Below are 16,600 nucleotides of genomic sequence, written 5' to 3'. Positions count from 1 at the left end.
CAATGATGCGGATCGTCAAAGGGCTTATCAAGCTCATAATTGTCGCAACGCCGCTCGTGGTGATTGCAGTGGGCGTGGCCATGTTGTGGCTGTCGCGGTCGCAGGCACCGGTAAATGGCACGCTGGCGATCGCCGAAATTGGCGGCGAGGTAACGATCACGCGGGATAAAAATGGGGTACCGCACATCAAGGCACCGACCCGCGCCGATGTTGCCGCAGGCCTGGGGTTCGTGCATGCGCAAGAGCGGCTGTGGCAGATGGAAGTCAGCCGCATGGCGGGCAAGGGGCGGCTGTCGGAAATGTTCGGCGACGCCACGGTTGGAACTGACATCTGGCTCAGAACGATGGCGATCGATGAGGCGGCGGAGGCGTCGTTGGGCGTCATGGACCCCGAGACCATGGCGATGCTGGAAGGCTATGCGCGCGGTGTCAACGCCTGGATGGCGCGCGAACCGCGGGCGTTTTCATCGCGGTTGCCACCGGAATATCTGATCCTGGGGTATGAACCCGAACCTTGGGCGCCGGTTGATACGCTGATTGCGGTGAAAATGATGTCGATTTCGCTCGCCGCCAATCTTGGCGAGGAGGCGATGCGGCTTGGCTTTGCACGGCTTGGCTTTGACGAGGCCGAAATGGCAGACCTGCTGCCCTATCTTGACGTTGACAACCCGCCTGCGATGCCGGACCTGACTGAGTTGCTGGGGTTGGAGAAGGGCGAGATCGGGGCCGATCTCACCACAGCCGACGCGTCGGCATCATTTGCTGAAATTGACGGCATGCTTGGCACCGGCGCCTCCAACAACTGGGTGATTTCCGGTGAGCGCACTGCATCGGGCAAGCCGATACTCGCCAATGATCCGCATCTGGGGCTGATGGCGCCATCGATCTGGTATCTGGCGCATCTCGAGGTAGTGGAAGAGTATGACGAGCCGCGTCACCTGATCGGGGTGACGCTGCCGGGCACGCCGGTTGTCCTTCTCGGGCGTGGTAATGACATTGCCTGGGGCTTCACCAATACCGCCACAGACGCTCAGGACGTGTTCATCGAGCGCGTCAATCCGGACAACCCGGAGGAATATCTGACCCCCACCGGCTGGACCCCATTCGGCCAACAAGAGGAAACCATCAAGGTGCGTGGCGGCGAAGCGCAAAGCTTCACCCGGCGCTGGACCCGGCATGGTCCGGTGTTTCCCGCGAGCTACAAGAATTTTGACAAGTTGTTGCCCGACAACATGGTGGCGGCGCTGCAATGGGTGGCGCTGGCCCATGACGACACCACGGCGTCGATTGCCCCACGGCTGTTTGACATGCGCAGTGTCGAGGACTTCCAGGAAGGTTTCGATGTGTTCGTGACGCCGATGCAGTCGATGGTGGTGGCCGATGCCGCCGGCACTATTGGCTTGGTGGCGGCGGGCAGGGTACCACAGCGCGATCCCGCCAACCGGCTGATGGGCAGGGCGCCGGCGCCGGGTTGGAACGCGATCTACGACTGGCGCGGCTACGCGCCCTACCGGGCAGTTCCACGGCAAACCAATCCGGAAAGCGGGCTGATTGCCACCGCCAACACCAAGATTGTCGGTCCGGACTATCCGCTGCACCTGACGTTTGACTGGGATGAACCCTACCGGCAGCAGCGGATCGAGACGCTGATCAATGACGCGGTTGCGCTGCAGACGCAGGAAATGTCGCGTGACGTGCAGGCCGACATCTTCTCGCCGGCCTTTGCCGAGCTGAAGCCGCGGATGCTGAAAATGCTGGAAGGCAAGGCGCTGAGCGACAGCGAACGGCAGATGGCTGACAAACTCGCCGGCTGGGACAGCACGATGGCCCGAGACCAGGCCGAACCGCTGATTTTTACTGCCTGGTTGCGACAGGCGATGATCAGGACCTTCGAGGACGATCTGGGCATCACCTTCAGGGACTGGTTCAAGGCGCGCGGCAAGGTGATGGTGCGGCTGCTCGATGACGAGGCGGCGCGCAACTGGTGCGACGTCAAGGGCACGGACGAAGAGGAAACCTGCGACCAGATCATGGCCGAGGCGTTTTCCGCAGCCATCGCCGAACTGTCGGAACGTTATGGCGAGGACGCGTCGTCGTGGCGCTGGGGGACTGCGCATTATGCCAAGGGCGCGCACCGTCCGTTCAGCGAAGTAGGCCTGCTCAGGCGCTTCTTCAATGTCGAGGTGGAAAGCGGTGGCGGGCCGTTCACGCTTGATCGCGGCCGCACCCAGCTGCAGGATGACGCCGATCCCTATGCCAACACCAATGCGGCGAGCTATCGCGGTATTTTCGATCTGTCAGATCTCGACAATTCGACCTACATCCAGACCACCGGCCAGTCGGGCAATGTGTTTTCACGCCATTACAGCGATTTTGCACAGACATGGGCCGATGTGCAATCGATCGAGATTCCGGCCACGGATGTGGCGGAGCCGGAAGGGGTGTGGACGCTCAGCCCGGAGTGAGGTGTGAATTCGGACGGACGTTGTACCAAGCGGACCTGGTTGATATAAACCGATTAGATATCTGAATTGGTGCCGTCGCATGCTGGGCATGCACCCAATTACATTACAGGCCCGCGGACCTTTCTCATTCGGCATCTTGTTCCAGGTCCGTGGGCAGGCAGAAGCGAGATTGTTATGAGCAACATGACCCCAATCCCTTTTCATGACGGACACTCCATCCCGCAGCTTGGCTTCGGCATCTGGCAAGTCCCGCAAGAAAAAGCCGCCGTCGCTGTGGAAAGCGCGCTTCGCACCGGATACCGGTTGATCGACGGCGCCTACATCTATGGCAATGAAGTCGGGCTGGGCGAGGGGCTCAAGCGGTCGGGCGTTCCCCGTGAAGAAGTCTTTATCACCACCAAGGTCTGGAACGCAGATCACGGTCGCGACAAGGCCCGCGCCTCGGTTGAACGAAGCCTGAAGAATATCGGCGTGGATCAACTTGACCTGATGCTGATCCACTGGCCGGTGCCGAGTCAGGATCTCTATGTCGAGACCTGGAAGGCGTTGATCGAGATGCGCAATGAAGGGCTTACGCGTTCCGTCGGCGTGTCGAATTTCAACGCCGATCATCTGGCCCGGATCATTGAAGCGACCGGCGAGGCACCGGTGCTCAACCAGATCGAGATCAATCCGCAGTTGCAGCAACCGGAATTGCGGGCCGTGTGCGAAGCCCACAAGATCGTGCCGCAAGCCTGGACTCCATTGGGTGGTGGGCACTCCTTCGATGCCAAGCAAATTCAGGCGGCGGCGCAGCGAACCGGCAAGAGCCCGGCGCAAATCATCCTGCGCTGGCACATCCAGCTTGGACATGCGGTGATCACGCGCTCGGTCAATCCCGGCCGTCAGGCGGAAAATCTCGATGTGTTTGATTTCACTCTCACCGACGACGAGATGAGCGCGATTTCAACGCTCGACGTGGGCCTGCGCTGCGGCCCCGATCCCTCGGTGTTCAAAATGACGTAAGCCGCGCTTTATCTCGCGCGCTCTTGAGGCAATAGACAGAGGCCGGTCAACGGCCGGCACGGTAGGACGCGGGCAATGAACGTTGCCCGCATCCTGTTCGTTCCAGAGGACTACGCGGCGTCAGCGGCGTCCATCCGGCGCGCCAGCAGACGCATGCGCGAGAAGAATTCGCCGCGGTCGACATAGCAGCCGTGCAGGTGCCGATAGCCGGTCGACGGATCAAACGCATCGCGGCCGTGAAGCACCCGGCGATTTTCAAACACCACCATCTCGCCCGCTTTCAGCTTCAGCGTCAGGCGGTATTTCGGATCCCGTGTTCTGGCCATGAAAGCGCGGTAGGCGCGGTAGTAGCCTGGCATGATGTCGGGGCTCATGTCGAATATTCCAGCCAGATGGGCGTTGTAGCGGATTTCGATGATCTCTCCTGCGGTATCAAGCGTGATTACCGGCTCATGCACCTGGATATCGACCTCATCGTCATGAAAGCGGAAGGGAATGGGCACCTCGCTGAGCAGGCGGAAGGCGTCCGGATCTTCGCTGCGAAGATCCTCAGCCATGGCAAACCCGTCGGCAAAGATAGATCCTCCGCCTGTGGCCTCATTGGCGAGGCAATGCAGAAACTGGTAGCCGGGCGGCACCTCCTGGTTGGGTAGATCCGTGTGCAGCGGCAGGGCGACAGAGGTATAGGCCAGATTGTTCGGATCGGGCTTATTGATCACTTCGAACGTGGTGCCGAAATTGGTCTGGCGCAAAAAGCCGATCCGCTCGGCCAGATCCACGCCGGCGCCAACCCGATCTTCCAGATGCTCGACTATGGAAAGGCCCAGGGTGGCGGTGTCGTGCATCCAGGAATTGAGCGCATTGTCATCCACGGCGATCTGCGCCGCCTTGTGCCGCGGAATGCCGGACGCACCGAGGTTGCTTCGCCACAGTCTTGGCGAAAGCGCACCGGGATCAGCTTCCTGCTGGCCGGGGCGATGGGCATTCAAAAGCAACACCGGCATGTGGCTGACATGACCGTCAGCATAGGTGAGTTTAGCCGTGTCAGCGTCAAGACGCGCCGAGGTGAGGACCGGGGCTTCATCAAGCGTGAGCAGATCCAGTATCCGTTCATGGGTTTGCGGGTGCTGCCCGGAAGGGCAATTGTCGCGCAGCCAGATGGTTGGGTACTCAGTCGAGGCGCCGTCCGTCCAGGTCACGACAAGCGTGTCTGCACGGACCGTAAGGTCTGTTAACATCATAGAAATTCCAGATTGTTTCAGGTGGCAGGTTCGGTCACCAGCTTTGATAAGCAGGGATCGATCACAAGGACGCTCAACGGCCGGGGGGAGGCCACCAGCCTTGAGTCTTGCCATAGACCGCGCCGATGGCGCGGCCGCCGAGTGAAACATCTGAATTCATGCCGCGATGCTACGCGGCCAACCATCGGCGGGCAAGCGGCGTGTTGTTCTATTTCTTCCGGGCGATGAACAGGTGCCCGGCGATCGGCGCTCCCTGTTCGTGGCGGACGATGATATCGCCGGCCTCGATCAGTTCAAACCCGGCCGTATCAAGAGCCACGCGTACATAATCAAGCTGGTGTGCGAAGCGCTGAAAAGCGCCGACGGTGTAGGGGCGGCCGTCGAACTCGATCTCGGGCAGGGTCTCGCTGGAAAAACAGAACAGGGCGCCGGGTGCCGCGTTTTTCGCTGCAGCGGCGAACAAGGGTTCGAGCGCACCGAGATAGGGCAGCACATCGGTGGCGGCGATCAGGTCGAACGGCTCGTCGTCATTGTCGTCGAGATAGTCGACTGCATCGGCGACATAGAGCGTGTCGTAGAGGCCCTTTTCATGGGCGATCTCGACCATGTTTTCGGCCAGATCGATGCCGGTGGCGTCGTCGACCATGTCTTCGAGCGCGTCACCTGTGAGCCCTGTGCCGCAGCCAAGATCGAGCATCCGCTCGAAGCTGGTGTGGCCGAGTTCGCTCAACCGCTGCCTGAGCAGCATCGGCACGTGATAGCCCAGATCTTCAACCAGTACCTTGTCGAACACTTCCGCATGCTGGTCGAACAGGGTGGCGACATAGGCTTCGGGCGCGCGTTCGGGCACGTCACCGCGCTTCATCGAGGCCAGCCGCACCGCAGCGCCGCCGTGATCTTCGGGATCGAGGATGAGAACTTCGGCGTAAGCCTTTGCAGCGGAATCGAAATCGCCGGCCTTCTCGAGCTTGAGTGCGCGGTTGTAGGCCTCGGCAAGGGCGTCGTCTTCGGTCTTGGCCATCGGGGCCTCCTGTGGGATTTGCGGCTGGTATCGGCCAAAGGCGCGCGCGCCGCAAGTCTGAAATCACACGGTCAGGCGATCAGCCACTACGGACAGTTACCGTTTGAGGTGACGGGTCAGGCGCTGTTCGAGCAGTTGCCAGACGTTGCGCAACGCTTCGACGATGATGAGATAGAGTACTGCCGCCCAGATATAAGTCTGGAAATCGAAGGTGCGGGAATAGGCCCGTCGGGTTTCGCCCATCAGGTCGAACACGGTGACGATGGCGGCGATCGCCGATCCCTTGATCATCAGGATGATCTCGTTGCCGTAAGGCCTGAGCGCGACGATCATGGCCTGGGGCATGATGATCAGGCGGAAGGTCTGGAATTTGGTGAGACCAAGGGCTTCTGCGCCCTCGTGCTGGCCGCGCGAAACACTTTCGATGGCGCCACGCAGGATCTCTGCCTGATAAGCGGCGGTATTGAGCGTGAAGGCGAACAGCGCGCAGTTCCAGGCGTCGCGGAAGAAGCCCCAGAGGCCGACCGCTTCGAATTGTTCGCGGAAGCTGCCGAAACCGTAATAGATCAAGAACAGTTGCGCGATCAGCGGAGTGCCGCGGAAGAAATAGACATAGCCATAGGCGAGCGAAGAGACAATTTTGTTCGATGACATCCGCCCGAACGCGATAGGCACCGACAGGAATGCGCCCAGCGTGATAGAAATCCCCACCAGAGTGAGTGTCGTGCCCAGCCCGGCGATGAATTTCGGGCCATAGGTGGTGATCTTGTCGATGTCCCAGGCGTCGATCAGCCACAGCACCAGGGCGATGCCGCCGATGATCCACAGGCCCAGCAGCGAGGCGCCGAAAATCTGCATCCGGGACCAGCGAAAGGCGCTGGCGGGAGGCGCAGGCTGCGGTGGAATCAGGGTCTCGACGGCGCTCATTGGCTTACTCCGGAACGGCGAACGCGGGTCTCGATCTTGGAGAATGCCACGGAAGAGACCATTGCCAGCGCCAGGTAGAGCAGGCAGGCTATGCCATAGAAGAAAAAGGCTTCCTTGGTGACCTTGGCGGCGACACCGGACCAGCGCAGCGTGTCGCCGAGCCCGATGACCGAGATCAGGGCGGTGTCCTTGAGCAAGATCATCCACAGATTACCAAGCCCGGGCAGGGCGATGCGGACCAGCTGCGGCAGTACGATCAGCCGCATGGTCTTGCCGTTGTGCAGGCCAAGCGCGTTGCCGGCCTCATACTGCCCCTTGGGGATCGCCTTGAATGCCGATGACAACACTTCCGAGGCATAAGCTGAAAACACCAGCGACAGTGCGACCGTGCCGGCGACAAAGGAATTGATGTCAAAGCCGCGTTCGTAGCCAAGCGCCAGCGCAACTTCGCGGACGGCAATCTGCAAGCCGAAATAGATCATGAAAATGGTTAAAAGCTCGGGCAGACCGCGAAAGATGGTGGTGTAGATATTGGCGGCTATCTTGAGCGAGCGCACCGCGCTTTGCTGCGCCAGCGAGAGAAACAGGCCGATCATCAGCCCGATCGGCAATGTGCATAGCGAGAGCGTCAGAGTGACGAAGAACCCTCTGGCCACCTCGTCGCCCCAGCCTGTGTCACCGCACGACAGAAGCGAACTTTCGGGAAGCAGGTTGAGAAAACCCACCGGTCCGCAAAATGGATCAAGCAGCGATACCAGCGCGTACAGTTGTTCTCCCAGCGATGCCGTCGATTCCATGCCATCCCCTGTTCATGCCGCGTTGATCGCGGTCTTGAAGCGAAAACGGCGGACGAAATTCGCCCGCCGTTCCGTCAGTTGATCATATCAGCGGATCAGATCCGGTCATTCGCCGTAGACATCAACGTCAAAATACTTGTCGTTGATGGTCTTGTAGGTGCCGTTTTCGCGGATCGCGACAATTGCGGCGTTGAACATGTCACGCAGTTCGGTTTCGCCCTTGCGGATGGCAATACCGGCGCCTTCGCCATTAATCACCAGATCCGGGGTCAGCGTGCCGAGCAGCTTGCAGCAGGCGCCGTCGTCCGTTTTCAGCCATTCGCCAAGCACGATGACGTCGTCGATGACGGCGTCGATGCGGCCCGAGCCGATGTCCAGCTTGTACTCGTCAGGCGTCGGATAGAGCTTGAGTTCGGCGGAGGGCAGCTTTTCCTCGGCATAGTTGGAGTGCGTGGTCGATGACTGCGCGCCCAGCATCTTGCCCGCGAGTGCCGCGTCGGTAGCCTCAGTGATCGTGCTGTCCTTCGGCACGGCGATGGCCGGCGGAGTGTTGTAGTACTTGTTGGTGAAGTCGACCTTTTCCTTGCGCTCTTCGGTGATCGACATCGAGGCGATGATAGCGTCGAACTTGCCGGCCAGGAGAGCCGGAATGATGCCGTCCCAGTCCTGAGTGACGAATTCGCATTCGACCTTCATTTCGTCACACAGCGCCTTGGCGATATCGATGTCGAAACCGACCAGACTGCCATCGGATTCAAGATTGTTGAACGGCGGGTAAGCGCCTTCGGTGCCGATGATGACCTTTTTCATTTCGCTGTGGCTGGCGGCGTGTGCCGCGCCCATGGAAACTGCCAATGCGACAGCCGAAACTGCCAGGGCGATACGTCTGGAAATATGCATAAGAGTCCTCTCCGTTTACGGGCTTGCGGATTATTGTTCCGCATTCCGCTTGTTCGCGGGTGTTGTATTCCGCGCTGGGGGGATACTCCCACTGTTTTATCGGCGATTGCAATAGGAAATGGAGGCTTACCAAACGTCAGGGCAGGTAAGCCTGTTGATATCATCCCGCCAGCTGCTCAAACGCGGGGATTTGCGCGGCGGCGCGGGCACGGATGGCGAGCGAAATGATGTTGACGAATGGGGCGAGATCCGCTGTTTTCCCTAAAGTCGACGTCTGTATTTTTCGCCCATTCGACAAAAGCGCCATGCTCCGATTGCCGCTATCGGAAAGATGGGCACCGAGGCCCGCGGGAGAGCGCTGCGGCAAGGATGCCGCCGGCAATCCTTATGCGGTTGGTTCGATTGCGTGGGCGGTCGCAGCAATACTGCGTTCCACCTTGAGCACGTAAAGGGCTGCGAGTACGCCAAGAATTGATGATGCCAGCATCGCCAGGATGAGTGGGTAAGGGCCGGTTTCCACTGACAGGATTGCGCCGACCAGCGAGGCCATCGCCGCACCACCGCCAATGATCATGGCGCCGCCCATTCCCGAGGCGGATCCGGCGAGCTGTGGCCGGACACTGACGATACCGGCATTGGCGCTTGGCAGGGTGACGCCATTGCCGAGGCCGATCAGCAGGATCGGACCGAAGAATGAAATCGGATGCCATAGGCCCGCCAGAAACATCAGCAATGAGATTGCCATCCCGGCAGTGGCAATCAAGCCGCCGCTGATCATCATCCGGTTGATACCGATGCGACTGGCATAGCGGCCGGAAATGAAGTTGCCGACCATGTAGCCGATTGCCACGAATACCAGATAGAAGCCCAGTTCGCTTGGGGTCATGCCGAGAATTTCGGTGGCAACAAACGGGCCGCCACCGAGAAAGGAAAAGAACGCCCCTGAGGCAAAGGTGGCAGTCAGCGTGTAGCCCCAGAACCGGCGCGAACGGGCTAGTTCTGGATAGGCGCCGAACTGCCTGAGCATACTTTTAGAGCGGTGCTGATTGGTCTCGCCCAGATCGGCGGCGGCAAGCGCCAGCACGGCGAGACCGACCAGAAACAGCACCACGAAGGTCGACTGCCAGCCGAACAGTTCGTCCAGCACGCCGCCAAGCGCTGGGCCGATCATCGGTGCAATTGTCATTCCCATCGTCACATAGCCGATCATCGACGCTGCCTGGTCCGTGTCGACCACGTCGCGGATGATCGCCCGCGAAAGCACCAGGCCGGAAACCACGCTGGCCTGGAGCATGCGGATGACGAGAAAGCTCTCGACTGTCGGTGCAAGCGGAATCAGAGCCGTAGCGACAAGAAAAATCACCAGGCTGACCAACATCACCGGGCGACGGCCATAGCGGTCAGACAGCGGCCCGATCAGCAGTTGCAAGATGGCGGTGAACCCGAGATAGCCGGAGACCGCCAGCTGTACCAGCGCGTAATCCGCGTGGTAGTGGGTGGCGATTCCGGGCAGGGACGGCAAGAACAGGTTCATGTTCAATGCACTCAAACCCGATATTACCACCAGGGTGACGATATGCGGTGGCGTCGTGCGATCGAGGAATTTGGAATTGTTCATGGGAATCGTCTTGTGTCCTCATGCACCGCGTTGCAAATGTAATCAGGAATGTCGAGATCGCCAATTCTTCGGGTCCGTGTGGCCTATGCGATGATATTGGTTCGAGCTTGACTTGGGCATTACTTGTCTTGTTGCAGCTTGGATTTAGTATTGTCAAAATTTACATGTAATTTCTAATATGATACGTTTTTACCGCTAGCGGAGGAACTTATGCCGGGCGATGAGATCATCGATCAATGCCCATTCTGCAATGCCCCATGGGGTGTATGCGGTCATGCGTTGCTGCTTGCCGAGTGGGAAGCCGACGCGCTTGCCCGCGAATTGCAAGCCTCTGGCGAACAAAATCGCGCGCGCGCGGCCGGGGATAGCGACAAGAGGCTCAAGCCGACGAATGCCAGTGGCACCGGGCAAGCCCGCTAGCGGCCCGAATCTGCCTTCGACTCCCGAATTCACGGCGAATGGCGCGGCGGGGCGCGGCTTGCCGGTTTGTCGCTGCTCTTTTTGACGTGTTCGCGGTAGAGCGTGTAGAGCCCGGACCCAATGACGATGACTCCGCCGATTGCCATGTAGATATCAGGAACTTCGCCAAACACCAGATATCCCAGCAACACCGCCCAGATCAGGCCGGTATAGCGGAACGGAGCGATGAAGGAGATGTCGCCCTCGCGCATTGCCATGATGATGCACTGGTAGCCGACCAGCACCAGGCAGGCGGCAATCGAGATCAGTCCCAGTTGCAGCGCGTCGACCGGCTGCCAGCCACCCATCGGCCAGACCAACACCAGTCCGGCGAGGCACACGGCCCCAGCCGTTACCGTTGACAGGAACAGCGATGGAATCGCCGGATCCACCTTGCGGGTGGCGATGTCGCGCGCCGAGGCGAAGATCACGGTTCCGACGATCATCAGCGAATAGGGCGAAAACCCTTCGACGCCGGGGCGGACGATAATCAACACACCGGTAAAACCAACCAGAATGGCGCCCCACCGACGCCAGCCAACCGGCTCGGACAGGAACATCGCCGCACCCATGGTGACGGCGAGCGGCAACGCCTGCAGGATCGCCGATGCATTGGCGAGTGGTACATTGGCCAGCCCGATGAGAAATGTCACGGTGCCGCCCAGTTCTCCAACCACCCGCAGCGCGATCCAGGGATTGAGCAGCAGCCGCAGCGGGCGAAGCGCGCGCTTGTGGCGGGCGAAGAGATAGATCAGCAAGGTGGCGATGACACCACGCAGGAACATCACCTGGGCGACGCTTAAATCGCTGGTCAGCAGTTTGACGATCGAATCGTTGCAGGTGAACCCTGCCATTGACAGGGTCATCAATACGGAGCCGCGAATATTCTGAGACAAGGCCATGTGATATCCGAAAATGGTCTGCGCGGAATCGCGTACTAAAAATTGACCCTATCATTGCTAGGGAATTGCACCCATTCAAACAACGTGGGCGATTGATCACGTATATTGATCAGTCGCGCGCCTCGATCCAGCGATAGAGCGCAGGATCATCGCCATCAAGCAGGCTTCTGGCAACGCGCCGGCCGACGGCGGCACCGAACTTGTAGCCATGTCCGGAGCAGGCGGAGACAATCGTGGATTTGCCGATACGACGGGTCAGGAAATGCTCGTCGCGGGTAAAGGTATAGGCGCAGGACACCACATCGGTGACACGGTATTCATCGAGCCGGGCAAATGTCGGGGCGAAATGGTTGAGGATCTGCCGGGCCTCATCGGGCGCCACGTCACGGTTTTGATCCGGTGGACTTTTGATCTTGTGCCGGCCGGTGCCGAATTTCAGGCCTGCACCGCGCGCCGGCGGCAGCACATAGCCGTCCGACTCGCCGCCGGTTTCCAGAATTACCGGGGAATTGGCCCAGCTCTCGGCGAGATCCGCCGGCGGGTCGAGATAGGCCACGGCCGTGCGCCACGGTGTGAGCTCTGATCCGAGCGCGGGAACAAGGTCGAGCACCCAGGCGCCGGCGGCAATAACAATGCGGTCGAACTGGTGAATTTCGCCGTCACAGGTCCTGACTTCGCCGGTTTCATGATCGACGGAGCCGATCTGAGTATGGTCGCGGACGTTGCAGCCGTGATCGGTCAACCACTTTGCCAGATCCGTGGCAATGTGCCTGCACATCAGTGCGCCGCCCTCGGGGCTGAAGGTGACAGCGCGCACATTGTTGGCATCGAGATAGGGATAACGCCTGACGGCTTCGGCGCCGGGCATGGTTTCATGCGGATCGTTCTGATCGGCAAGCCCCTGACGCATCTGGTCGCTCATGTCGCCTTCATAAAGCGAAACCAGCAGGAAGCCGCTGGCCAGAAGGTGGCTGCGCCCGAGATCGTTCCACATCTCATCCCAGGCCGCATAGGCCTCGGTGATCCGGCGCTGATAGCCACCCTGGCTGCCATAGGCGCGGCGGATGATGCGGTGATGATCGCCAGACGCGCCCAGTGGATTGGGAATGGCGCCGCGTTCGAACAGGGTCGTTTCGATACCTGCCTTGGTCAACGACCAGGCGGTGGAGAGACCGGTGATCCCGCCACCAATTACGGCAACACGCATGCAAACTGCTCCGGTATGATCAGCCGCCGGTGACGCTCATGTGGCGCGCGACAGCGGGTTGCCTGGTGGTGCGGTCGATGATGAAATCGTGACCCTTGGGCTTGCGACCGATGGCCTCATCAATGGCGTCCGACAGCAGCTCATTGCCTTCCGAGGCGCGCAGCGGCGCGCGCAGGTCGGCGGCGTCATTCTGGCCCAGGCACATGTACAGCGTGCCGGTGCACGTGAGCCGGACGCGGTTGCAGCTTTCGCAGAAATTATGCGTCATCGGGGTGATGAAGCCGAGCTTGCCTCCGGTCTCGGCCACCTTCACATAGCGAGCCGGTCCGCCGGTATTGAAAGGGATGTCCTCAAGCGTGAACTGGCGTTCGAGGTTGGCGCGAAGCAGCGACAGCGGCAGATACTGGTCGGTGCGGTCCTCGTCGATCTCGCCCATCGGCATGGTCTCGATCACGGTCATGTCCATGCCCTGGCCGTGGGCCCATTTGAGCATTTCAGGTATCTCGGTATCGTTGAAGCCCTTGAGCGCCACCGCGTTGATCTTGATGCCGAGGCCCGCCTGCTGGGCCGCCTTGACGCCCTCCAGCACCTTGCCGAGTTCGCCCCAGCGGGTAATCTTGCGGAATTTGTCGGGGTCAAGCGTGTCGATCGAGACATTGATGCGGCGCACGCCACACTCATACAATTCGGATGCAAAGCGGGTGAGCTGCGACCCGTTGGTGGTCAGCGTCAATTCATCCATGCGACCGGCATCAATGTGTCGTCCGATCTGGCGGACCAGTTGCATGATGTTCTTGCGCACAAGCGGCTCTCCACCGGTCAGCCGGATCTTGCGCACCCCCTTGTCGACAAAGGCTGTGCACATGCGGTCGAGCTCTTCCAGCGTCAGAAGATCCTTCTTGGGCAGGAAGGTCATATTTTCCGCCATGCAATAGGTGCAGCGGAAATCGCACCGGTCGGTTACCGAGACCCGCAAATAATTCACCGTCCGGCCAAACGGGTCGATCATGGTCGGGGCTGCGGCTGAGGCGTCAGACATTCGCATTGATCCTTTGCAATGTTGCCATCACTGTCGTCATCCATTGGGCTTACGTCAAGTGATAGCGCTTGCGTCGGGCAGGGCATTTCGCCGCCCCGGCTTGTGCCGCCCGCTGATCCCTTCTAGATCAGGCGGGAATAGCAAGCGAAGGTGCCGAAATATGAGCGAACATGACAAGGCCTGGCCGAAGGAACTGCGGGTTTCGCCTGACCGCAAATCGCTTACCATCAGCTTTACCGATGGCCGGTCCCATACAATCGAAGCCGAATTGCTCAGGGTACGCTCGCCATCTGCGGAAGTGCAGGGGCATTCGCCGGCGCAACGGGTCACGGTTGGCGGCAAATCGGAGGTGACGATTACCAAGGTGCACCCGGTCGGCAACTACGCTGTGCGGCTGGCGTTTGACGATAGCCATGACACCGGCATTTTCACCTGGAGTTTCCTGTCCGAGCTTGGCGAAGCCAAGGACGAGCGTTGGGCTGAATACATCGCCGAACTGGCTGACAAGGGCATGTCTCGAATTTTCTGAATGGCGCAGCCGCGTTAGTTCTTGCTGCCAGCGTCGATCTCGTCAGGCTCCTCGTCGTTCTTGTCTATGGCGACCAGCCCGGCCTCTTCCGGCGAGGTCAGTTCATTGATCATCCGGGTCATGACGCCGCCGATCAGATGACATTCCTCGGCCGTTGCGGTTTTCATGGTGCGGTCGATCAGCGCCGATTGAATGGCAATCGCCTTTTTTGTCAGCTCTTCCCCTTCTTCGGTGAGTTCAAGCCGCAGCACCCGCCGGTCCTGCGGGTCGCCACGACGCACCAGCAGCCCTCGCTTTTGCATTTGCGGCAGCAGCATCGACAGGTTCGAGCGTCCTACCAACAGCTTGTCGGCGAGGTCCTGCTGGGAAATCCCGGGGGTCCGGAACAGGTTGATCAGGATATCGAGATGCGGCGGCTTGATATCAAGCGGTTGCAGTTCGCGCGCCAGAGTCTGCCCCATCACGTGGCAGGCGCGGGCAACGGCCACCCAGTTACGAAACCGCGGATTTTCCCAGGGGTAGGCTTGCTTTTTGTTCATGGTTGTACAATTCTGTTCATGGATGAACTAAACGAGGTTCTCACTATGGCATCTCTTCTTGAAAAGGTCACCCGCATCGGATTCCGGGTGCTGGCGGCGCAATCGCCTGAAAAGGCGGGGGAACTGGCGTTCTGGTTGTTCTGCCGAACGCCGCCGGTCAATCCCAAAAGCAACAAGGAACGCGCGGCAATTGCCAAGGCGCGAGACCGTATGGCCGAGTCGGAAATGGTCCGGTTGACCGTTTCCAGCGGTGCAGTTGCCACCCATGTGTTCCGTCCCGCAACTGACCGCGCCGATGGCGAGCGGGTTCTGATCGTCCACGGTTACGGATCTCGGACCGATCACATGGTGGCGATGGCAGATGCGCTGGTGGCGACCGGCAAGACAGCGGTATGTCTCGACCTGCCCGGACATGGAGCATCGTCGGGGCGCAAGCTTCACCTGGGCACGGCAGTGGAGGCAATCGACGCTGCCTGGCGCCAGCACGGCCCGTTTACAGCCTTTGTCGGCCATTCATTCGGCGGGCCATCGGTGATGGCGGCAGCAGCCGGTGCCATTCTGCATGTGCCGGCGCGGGTACCTGACCGGATTGTTACCATCGCCGCACCATCGGACATGGGTGATGTGTTCATCTGGCTTGGCAAGCGGCTGGGGCTTGGCGTTGCCGCGCAGCGGGCCTTTGAGCGGCAGGTGTTCCGGGTTTCGGGGCGTCCATTGTCGGAGTTCCGGGTCGACCGGATGCTGCATGATGTGCGACTGCCGATGCTGGCGATCCATGCCGAGGACGACAAGGAGGTGGCCTTTTCCAACGCTGAGGCGATTGCCGCAATGGGGCCGCATGTGCAACTCGTCAAGGCCAACGGATTTGGACACCGGCGCATTGTATCGGCCGGACCGGTAACCGAGGCGGTGGCGGCATTCGTCAGTTCGCGGCGCCTGGGCGCGGAGATTGTCGATTTACCGCTTGGCAGCGGGCAGGGTGACAATCCTGTGCGCCTCACGGACAATTCGGGCAAAAGGAAACAGGCATGAAGGCCGTCACCGTCGTCTGATGGGATATGGCAATGTCGGCCGCCCGTGCGCCGGCGAGAGAGCTGACAAAAAAACCGGCCAGTGGCCGGCTTTTTCAAATGTCGAGTTGCCGTACGCTCAGTTGCGAACGATTACGCGGGTGCCGACCTTGACCTGATCGTAAAGATGCGTGACGTCGTCATTGGCCATGCGGATGCAGCCTGATGACATTGCCTTGCCGATGGTCCAGGGCTGGTTGGTGCCGTGAATGCGGTAGATAGTCGAGCCGATATACATGGCGCGGGCGCCAAGCGGATTGTCCGGGCCACCCTTCATGTAGGCTGGCAGCACGCGGCCTTCCTGGCGCTTGACGCGATCACGCATGACCTGCGGCGGAGTCCAGCCCGGCCATTCAGCCTTGCGGGTGACACGATTCTTGCCCTGCCAGGTGAAGCCGTCGCGGCCAACACCGATCCCGTAGGACATGGCCTTGCCCTTGCCGACCACGTGGTAGAGGCGGCGGTCCGAGGTGTCGATGATGATGGTGCCTTCAGGGTGGTTTTCCTTGAAGGAAATCACCTTGCGCTTGATCGGCGACTTATCCGAGCGGCGATACTTGTTGTAATTCTTGGAGGGTGGAAACAGGATCTGCAGCAGTGACTTCGATTCCGTGGTCGTCTGGCTTGCAGGTTGAGCTTGCACCGTAGCGGGCACCATAAGGCAAAAGGCGAGGAATGCGGAGGAAATCAGGCGTTTCATGTCGAGATCCGGGGGGCTGGTGTTGAAGAAATTGACTGCGGTGTCACACCAGCCTGTAAACCGGTAATCCGACCGTCTGCGACAATCGGTAGCTGCTTCGCGACCGGTTGTCCAGCATGATGGCGAGATTGTGGCGTGAGAATCGGGTGGTGGTACGGCAGCATGGGGTGCGAACGGTACT

17 protein-coding genes are annotated in these 16,600 nt (G+C 60.1%); 5 read left to right on the top strand and 12 right to left on the bottom strand.

Going from position 1 to position 16,600, the window contains the following annotated elements; all coding sequences use genetic code 11:
- Positions 1–2 precede the first annotated feature (2 nt).
- Positions 3–2,465 (top strand): penicillin acylase family protein, encoded by a 2,463-nt coding sequence (locus OEG84_RS06595; RefSeq protein ID WP_267652993.1) that lies wholly within the window; start codon positions 3–5, stop codon positions 2,463–2,465.
- A gap of 183 nt (positions 2,466–2,648) precedes the next feature.
- Positions 2,649–3,470, top strand: a complete 822-nt coding sequence (locus tag OEG84_RS06590; RefSeq protein WP_345781582.1) for an aldo/keto reductase — start codon at positions 2,649–2,651, stop codon at positions 3,468–3,470.
- A 110-nt stretch (positions 3,471–3,580) separates the two neighbouring features.
- Here OEG84_RS06590 and OEG84_RS06585 read toward each other — a convergent pair whose 3' ends face one another.
- From OEG84_RS06585 to OEG84_RS06555, 7 genes are all read right to left on the bottom strand, one after another.
- On the bottom strand, positions 3,581–4,711 hold the full coding sequence (locus tag OEG84_RS06585; RefSeq protein WP_267652991.1) for a TauD/TfdA family dioxygenase: 1,131 nt from the start codon (positions 4,709–4,711) through the stop codon (positions 3,581–3,583).
- A 208-nt stretch (positions 4,712–4,919) separates the two neighbouring features.
- Positions 4,920–5,732: a class I SAM-dependent DNA methyltransferase gene (locus OEG84_RS06580; protein ID WP_267652990.1), complete on the bottom strand. Its 813-nt coding sequence runs from the start codon at positions 5,730–5,732 to the stop codon at positions 4,920–4,922.
- Positions 5,733–5,828: 96 nt separating this feature from the next.
- A complete protein-coding gene (locus OEG84_RS06575) occupies positions 5,829–6,659 on the bottom strand; it encodes an ABC transporter permease (protein WP_267652989.1) in 831 nt (276 codons plus the stop codon).
- Positions 6,656–7,456, bottom strand: coding sequence for an ABC transporter permease (locus tag OEG84_RS06570; RefSeq protein WP_267652988.1), 801 nt, complete (start codon positions 7,454–7,456; stop codon positions 6,656–6,658). The genes OEG84_RS06575 and OEG84_RS06570 overlap by 4 nt, the downstream gene beginning before the upstream one ends.
- A 105-nt stretch (positions 7,457–7,561) precedes the next feature.
- Positions 7,562–8,356 carry an ABC transporter substrate-binding protein gene (locus OEG84_RS06565; RefSeq protein WP_267652987.1) on the bottom strand — a complete coding sequence of 265 codons (795 nt, stop codon included), beginning with the start codon at positions 8,354–8,356 and terminating at the stop codon, positions 7,562–7,564.
- Positions 8,357–8,516: 160 nt separating this feature from the next.
- The gene (locus OEG84_RS06560) at positions 8,517–8,723 is read right to left on the bottom strand and encodes a hypothetical protein (protein ID WP_267652986.1); all 207 of its coding nucleotides are present in this window, start codon (positions 8,721–8,723) and stop codon (positions 8,517–8,519) included.
- Positions 8,724–8,741: 18 nt separating this feature from the next.
- Positions 8,742–9,974, bottom strand: a complete 1,233-nt coding sequence (locus OEG84_RS06555) for a multidrug effflux MFS transporter (protein WP_267652985.1) — start codon at positions 9,972–9,974, stop codon at positions 8,742–8,744.
- 210 nt (positions 9,975–10,184) lie between these two features.
- Between OEG84_RS06555 and OEG84_RS06550 the strand changes: the two genes are divergently transcribed.
- On the top strand, positions 10,185–10,394 hold the full coding sequence (locus OEG84_RS06550) for a hypothetical protein (protein ID WP_267652984.1): 210 nt from the start codon (positions 10,185–10,187) through the stop codon (positions 10,392–10,394).
- Between the two features lie 29 nt (positions 10,395–10,423).
- Here OEG84_RS06550 and OEG84_RS06545 read toward each other — a convergent pair whose 3' ends face one another.
- The 3 genes from OEG84_RS06545 to moaA form a co-directional block, all read right to left on the bottom strand.
- Complete coding sequence (locus tag OEG84_RS06545; protein ID WP_267652983.1) at positions 10,424–11,335, bottom strand: DMT family transporter; 912 nt, start codon at positions 11,333–11,335, stop codon at positions 10,424–10,426.
- Positions 11,336–11,444: 109 nt separating this feature from the next.
- Positions 11,445–12,542 (bottom strand): NAD(P)/FAD-dependent oxidoreductase, encoded by a 1,098-nt coding sequence (locus tag OEG84_RS06540; RefSeq protein WP_267652981.1) that lies wholly within the window; start codon positions 12,540–12,542, stop codon positions 11,445–11,447.
- Between the two features lie 19 nt (positions 12,543–12,561).
- Complete coding sequence (gene moaA, locus OEG84_RS06535) at positions 12,562–13,581, bottom strand: GTP 3',8-cyclase MoaA (protein WP_267652980.1); 1,020 nt, start codon at positions 13,579–13,581, stop codon at positions 12,562–12,564.
- 160 nt (positions 13,582–13,741) lie between these two features.
- Here moaA and OEG84_RS06530 point away from each other — a divergent pair, with 160 nt between their 5' ends.
- Entirely contained in the window at positions 13,742–14,110 is a 369-nt protein-coding gene (locus tag OEG84_RS06530) for a gamma-butyrobetaine hydroxylase family protein (RefSeq protein ID WP_267652979.1), read from the top strand.
- A gap of 14 nt (positions 14,111–14,124) precedes the next feature.
- Here OEG84_RS06530 and OEG84_RS06525 read toward each other — a convergent pair whose 3' ends face one another.
- Positions 14,125–14,649 carry a MarR family winged helix-turn-helix transcriptional regulator gene (locus OEG84_RS06525; RefSeq protein WP_267652978.1) on the bottom strand — a complete coding sequence of 175 codons (525 nt, stop codon included), beginning with the start codon at positions 14,647–14,649 and terminating at the stop codon, positions 14,125–14,127.
- 45 nt (positions 14,650–14,694) lie between these two features.
- Between OEG84_RS06525 and OEG84_RS06520 the strand changes: the two genes are divergently transcribed.
- A complete protein-coding gene (locus OEG84_RS06520) occupies positions 14,695–15,681 on the top strand; it encodes an alpha/beta hydrolase (RefSeq protein ID WP_267652977.1) in 987 nt (328 codons plus the stop codon).
- A gap of 117 nt (positions 15,682–15,798) precedes the next feature.
- Here OEG84_RS06520 and OEG84_RS06515 read toward each other — a convergent pair whose 3' ends face one another.
- Positions 15,799–16,419 carry a L,D-transpeptidase gene (locus tag OEG84_RS06515; protein ID WP_267652976.1) on the bottom strand — a complete coding sequence of 207 codons (621 nt, stop codon included), beginning with the start codon at positions 16,417–16,419 and terminating at the stop codon, positions 15,799–15,801.
- Positions 16,420–16,600: the final 181 nt, after the last annotated feature.

This window comes from Hoeflea algicola, assembly GCF_026619415.1.
GTDB classification, from domain to species: domain Bacteria; phylum Pseudomonadota; class Alphaproteobacteria; order Rhizobiales; family Rhizobiaceae; genus Hoeflea; species Hoeflea algicola.
This window is presented reverse-complemented; position numbering and strand designations above follow the sequence as displayed.

What these genes read in the sequence shown, in the direction of transcription:
- OEG84_RS06575 (WP_267652989.1), bottom strand. Translation starts at nt 6,659, where the DNA reads ATGAGCGCCGTCGAGACCCTGATTCCACCGCAGCCTGCGCCTCCCGCC.
- OEG84_RS06540 (WP_267652981.1), bottom strand. Translation starts at nt 12,542, where the DNA reads ATGCGTGTTGCCGTAATTGGTGGCGGGATCACCGGTCTCTCCACCGCC.
- OEG84_RS06530 (WP_267652979.1), top strand. Translation starts at nt 13,742, where the DNA reads ATGAGCGAACATGACAAGGCCTGGCCGAAGGAACTGCGGGTTTCGCCT.
- OEG84_RS06515 (WP_267652976.1), bottom strand. Translation starts at nt 16,419, where the DNA reads ATGAAACGCCTGATTTCCTCCGCATTCCTCGCCTTTTGCCTTATGGTG.
- OEG84_RS06525 (WP_267652978.1), bottom strand. Translation starts at nt 14,649, where the DNA reads ATGAACAAAAAGCAAGCCTACCCCTGGGAAAATCCGCGGTTTCGTAAC.
- OEG84_RS06520 (WP_267652977.1), top strand. Translation starts at nt 14,695, where the DNA reads ATGGCATCTCTTCTTGAAAAGGTCACCCGCATCGGATTCCGGGTGCTG.
- moaA (WP_267652980.1), bottom strand. Translation starts at nt 13,581, where the DNA reads ATGTCTGACGCCTCAGCCGCAGCCCCGACCATGATCGACCCGTTTGGC.
- OEG84_RS06585 (WP_267652991.1), bottom strand. Translation starts at nt 4,711, where the DNA reads ATGATGTTAACAGACCTTACGGTCCGTGCAGACACGCTTGTCGTGACC.
- OEG84_RS06570 (WP_267652988.1), bottom strand. Translation starts at nt 7,456, where the DNA reads ATGGAATCGACGGCATCGCTGGGAGAACAACTGTACGCGCTGGTATCG.
- OEG84_RS06565 (WP_267652987.1), bottom strand. Translation starts at nt 8,356, where the DNA reads ATGCATATTTCCAGACGTATCGCCCTGGCAGTTTCGGCTGTCGCATTG.
- OEG84_RS06590 (WP_345781582.1), top strand. Translation starts at nt 2,649, where the DNA reads ATGACCCCAATCCCTTTTCATGACGGACACTCCATCCCGCAGCTTGGC.
- OEG84_RS06595 (WP_267652993.1), top strand. Translation starts at nt 3, where the DNA reads ATGATGCGGATCGTCAAAGGGCTTATCAAGCTCATAATTGTCGCAACG.
- OEG84_RS06555 (WP_267652985.1), bottom strand. Translation starts at nt 9,974, where the DNA reads ATGAACAATTCCAAATTCCTCGATCGCACGACGCCACCGCATATCGTC.
- OEG84_RS06550 (WP_267652984.1), top strand. Translation starts at nt 10,185, where the DNA reads ATGCCGGGCGATGAGATCATCGATCAATGCCCATTCTGCAATGCCCCA.
- OEG84_RS06580 (WP_267652990.1), bottom strand. Translation starts at nt 5,732, where the DNA reads ATGGCCAAGACCGAAGACGACGCCCTTGCCGAGGCCTACAACCGCGCA.
- OEG84_RS06545 (WP_267652983.1), bottom strand. Translation starts at nt 11,335, where the DNA reads ATGGCCTTGTCTCAGAATATTCGCGGCTCCGTATTGATGACCCTGTCA.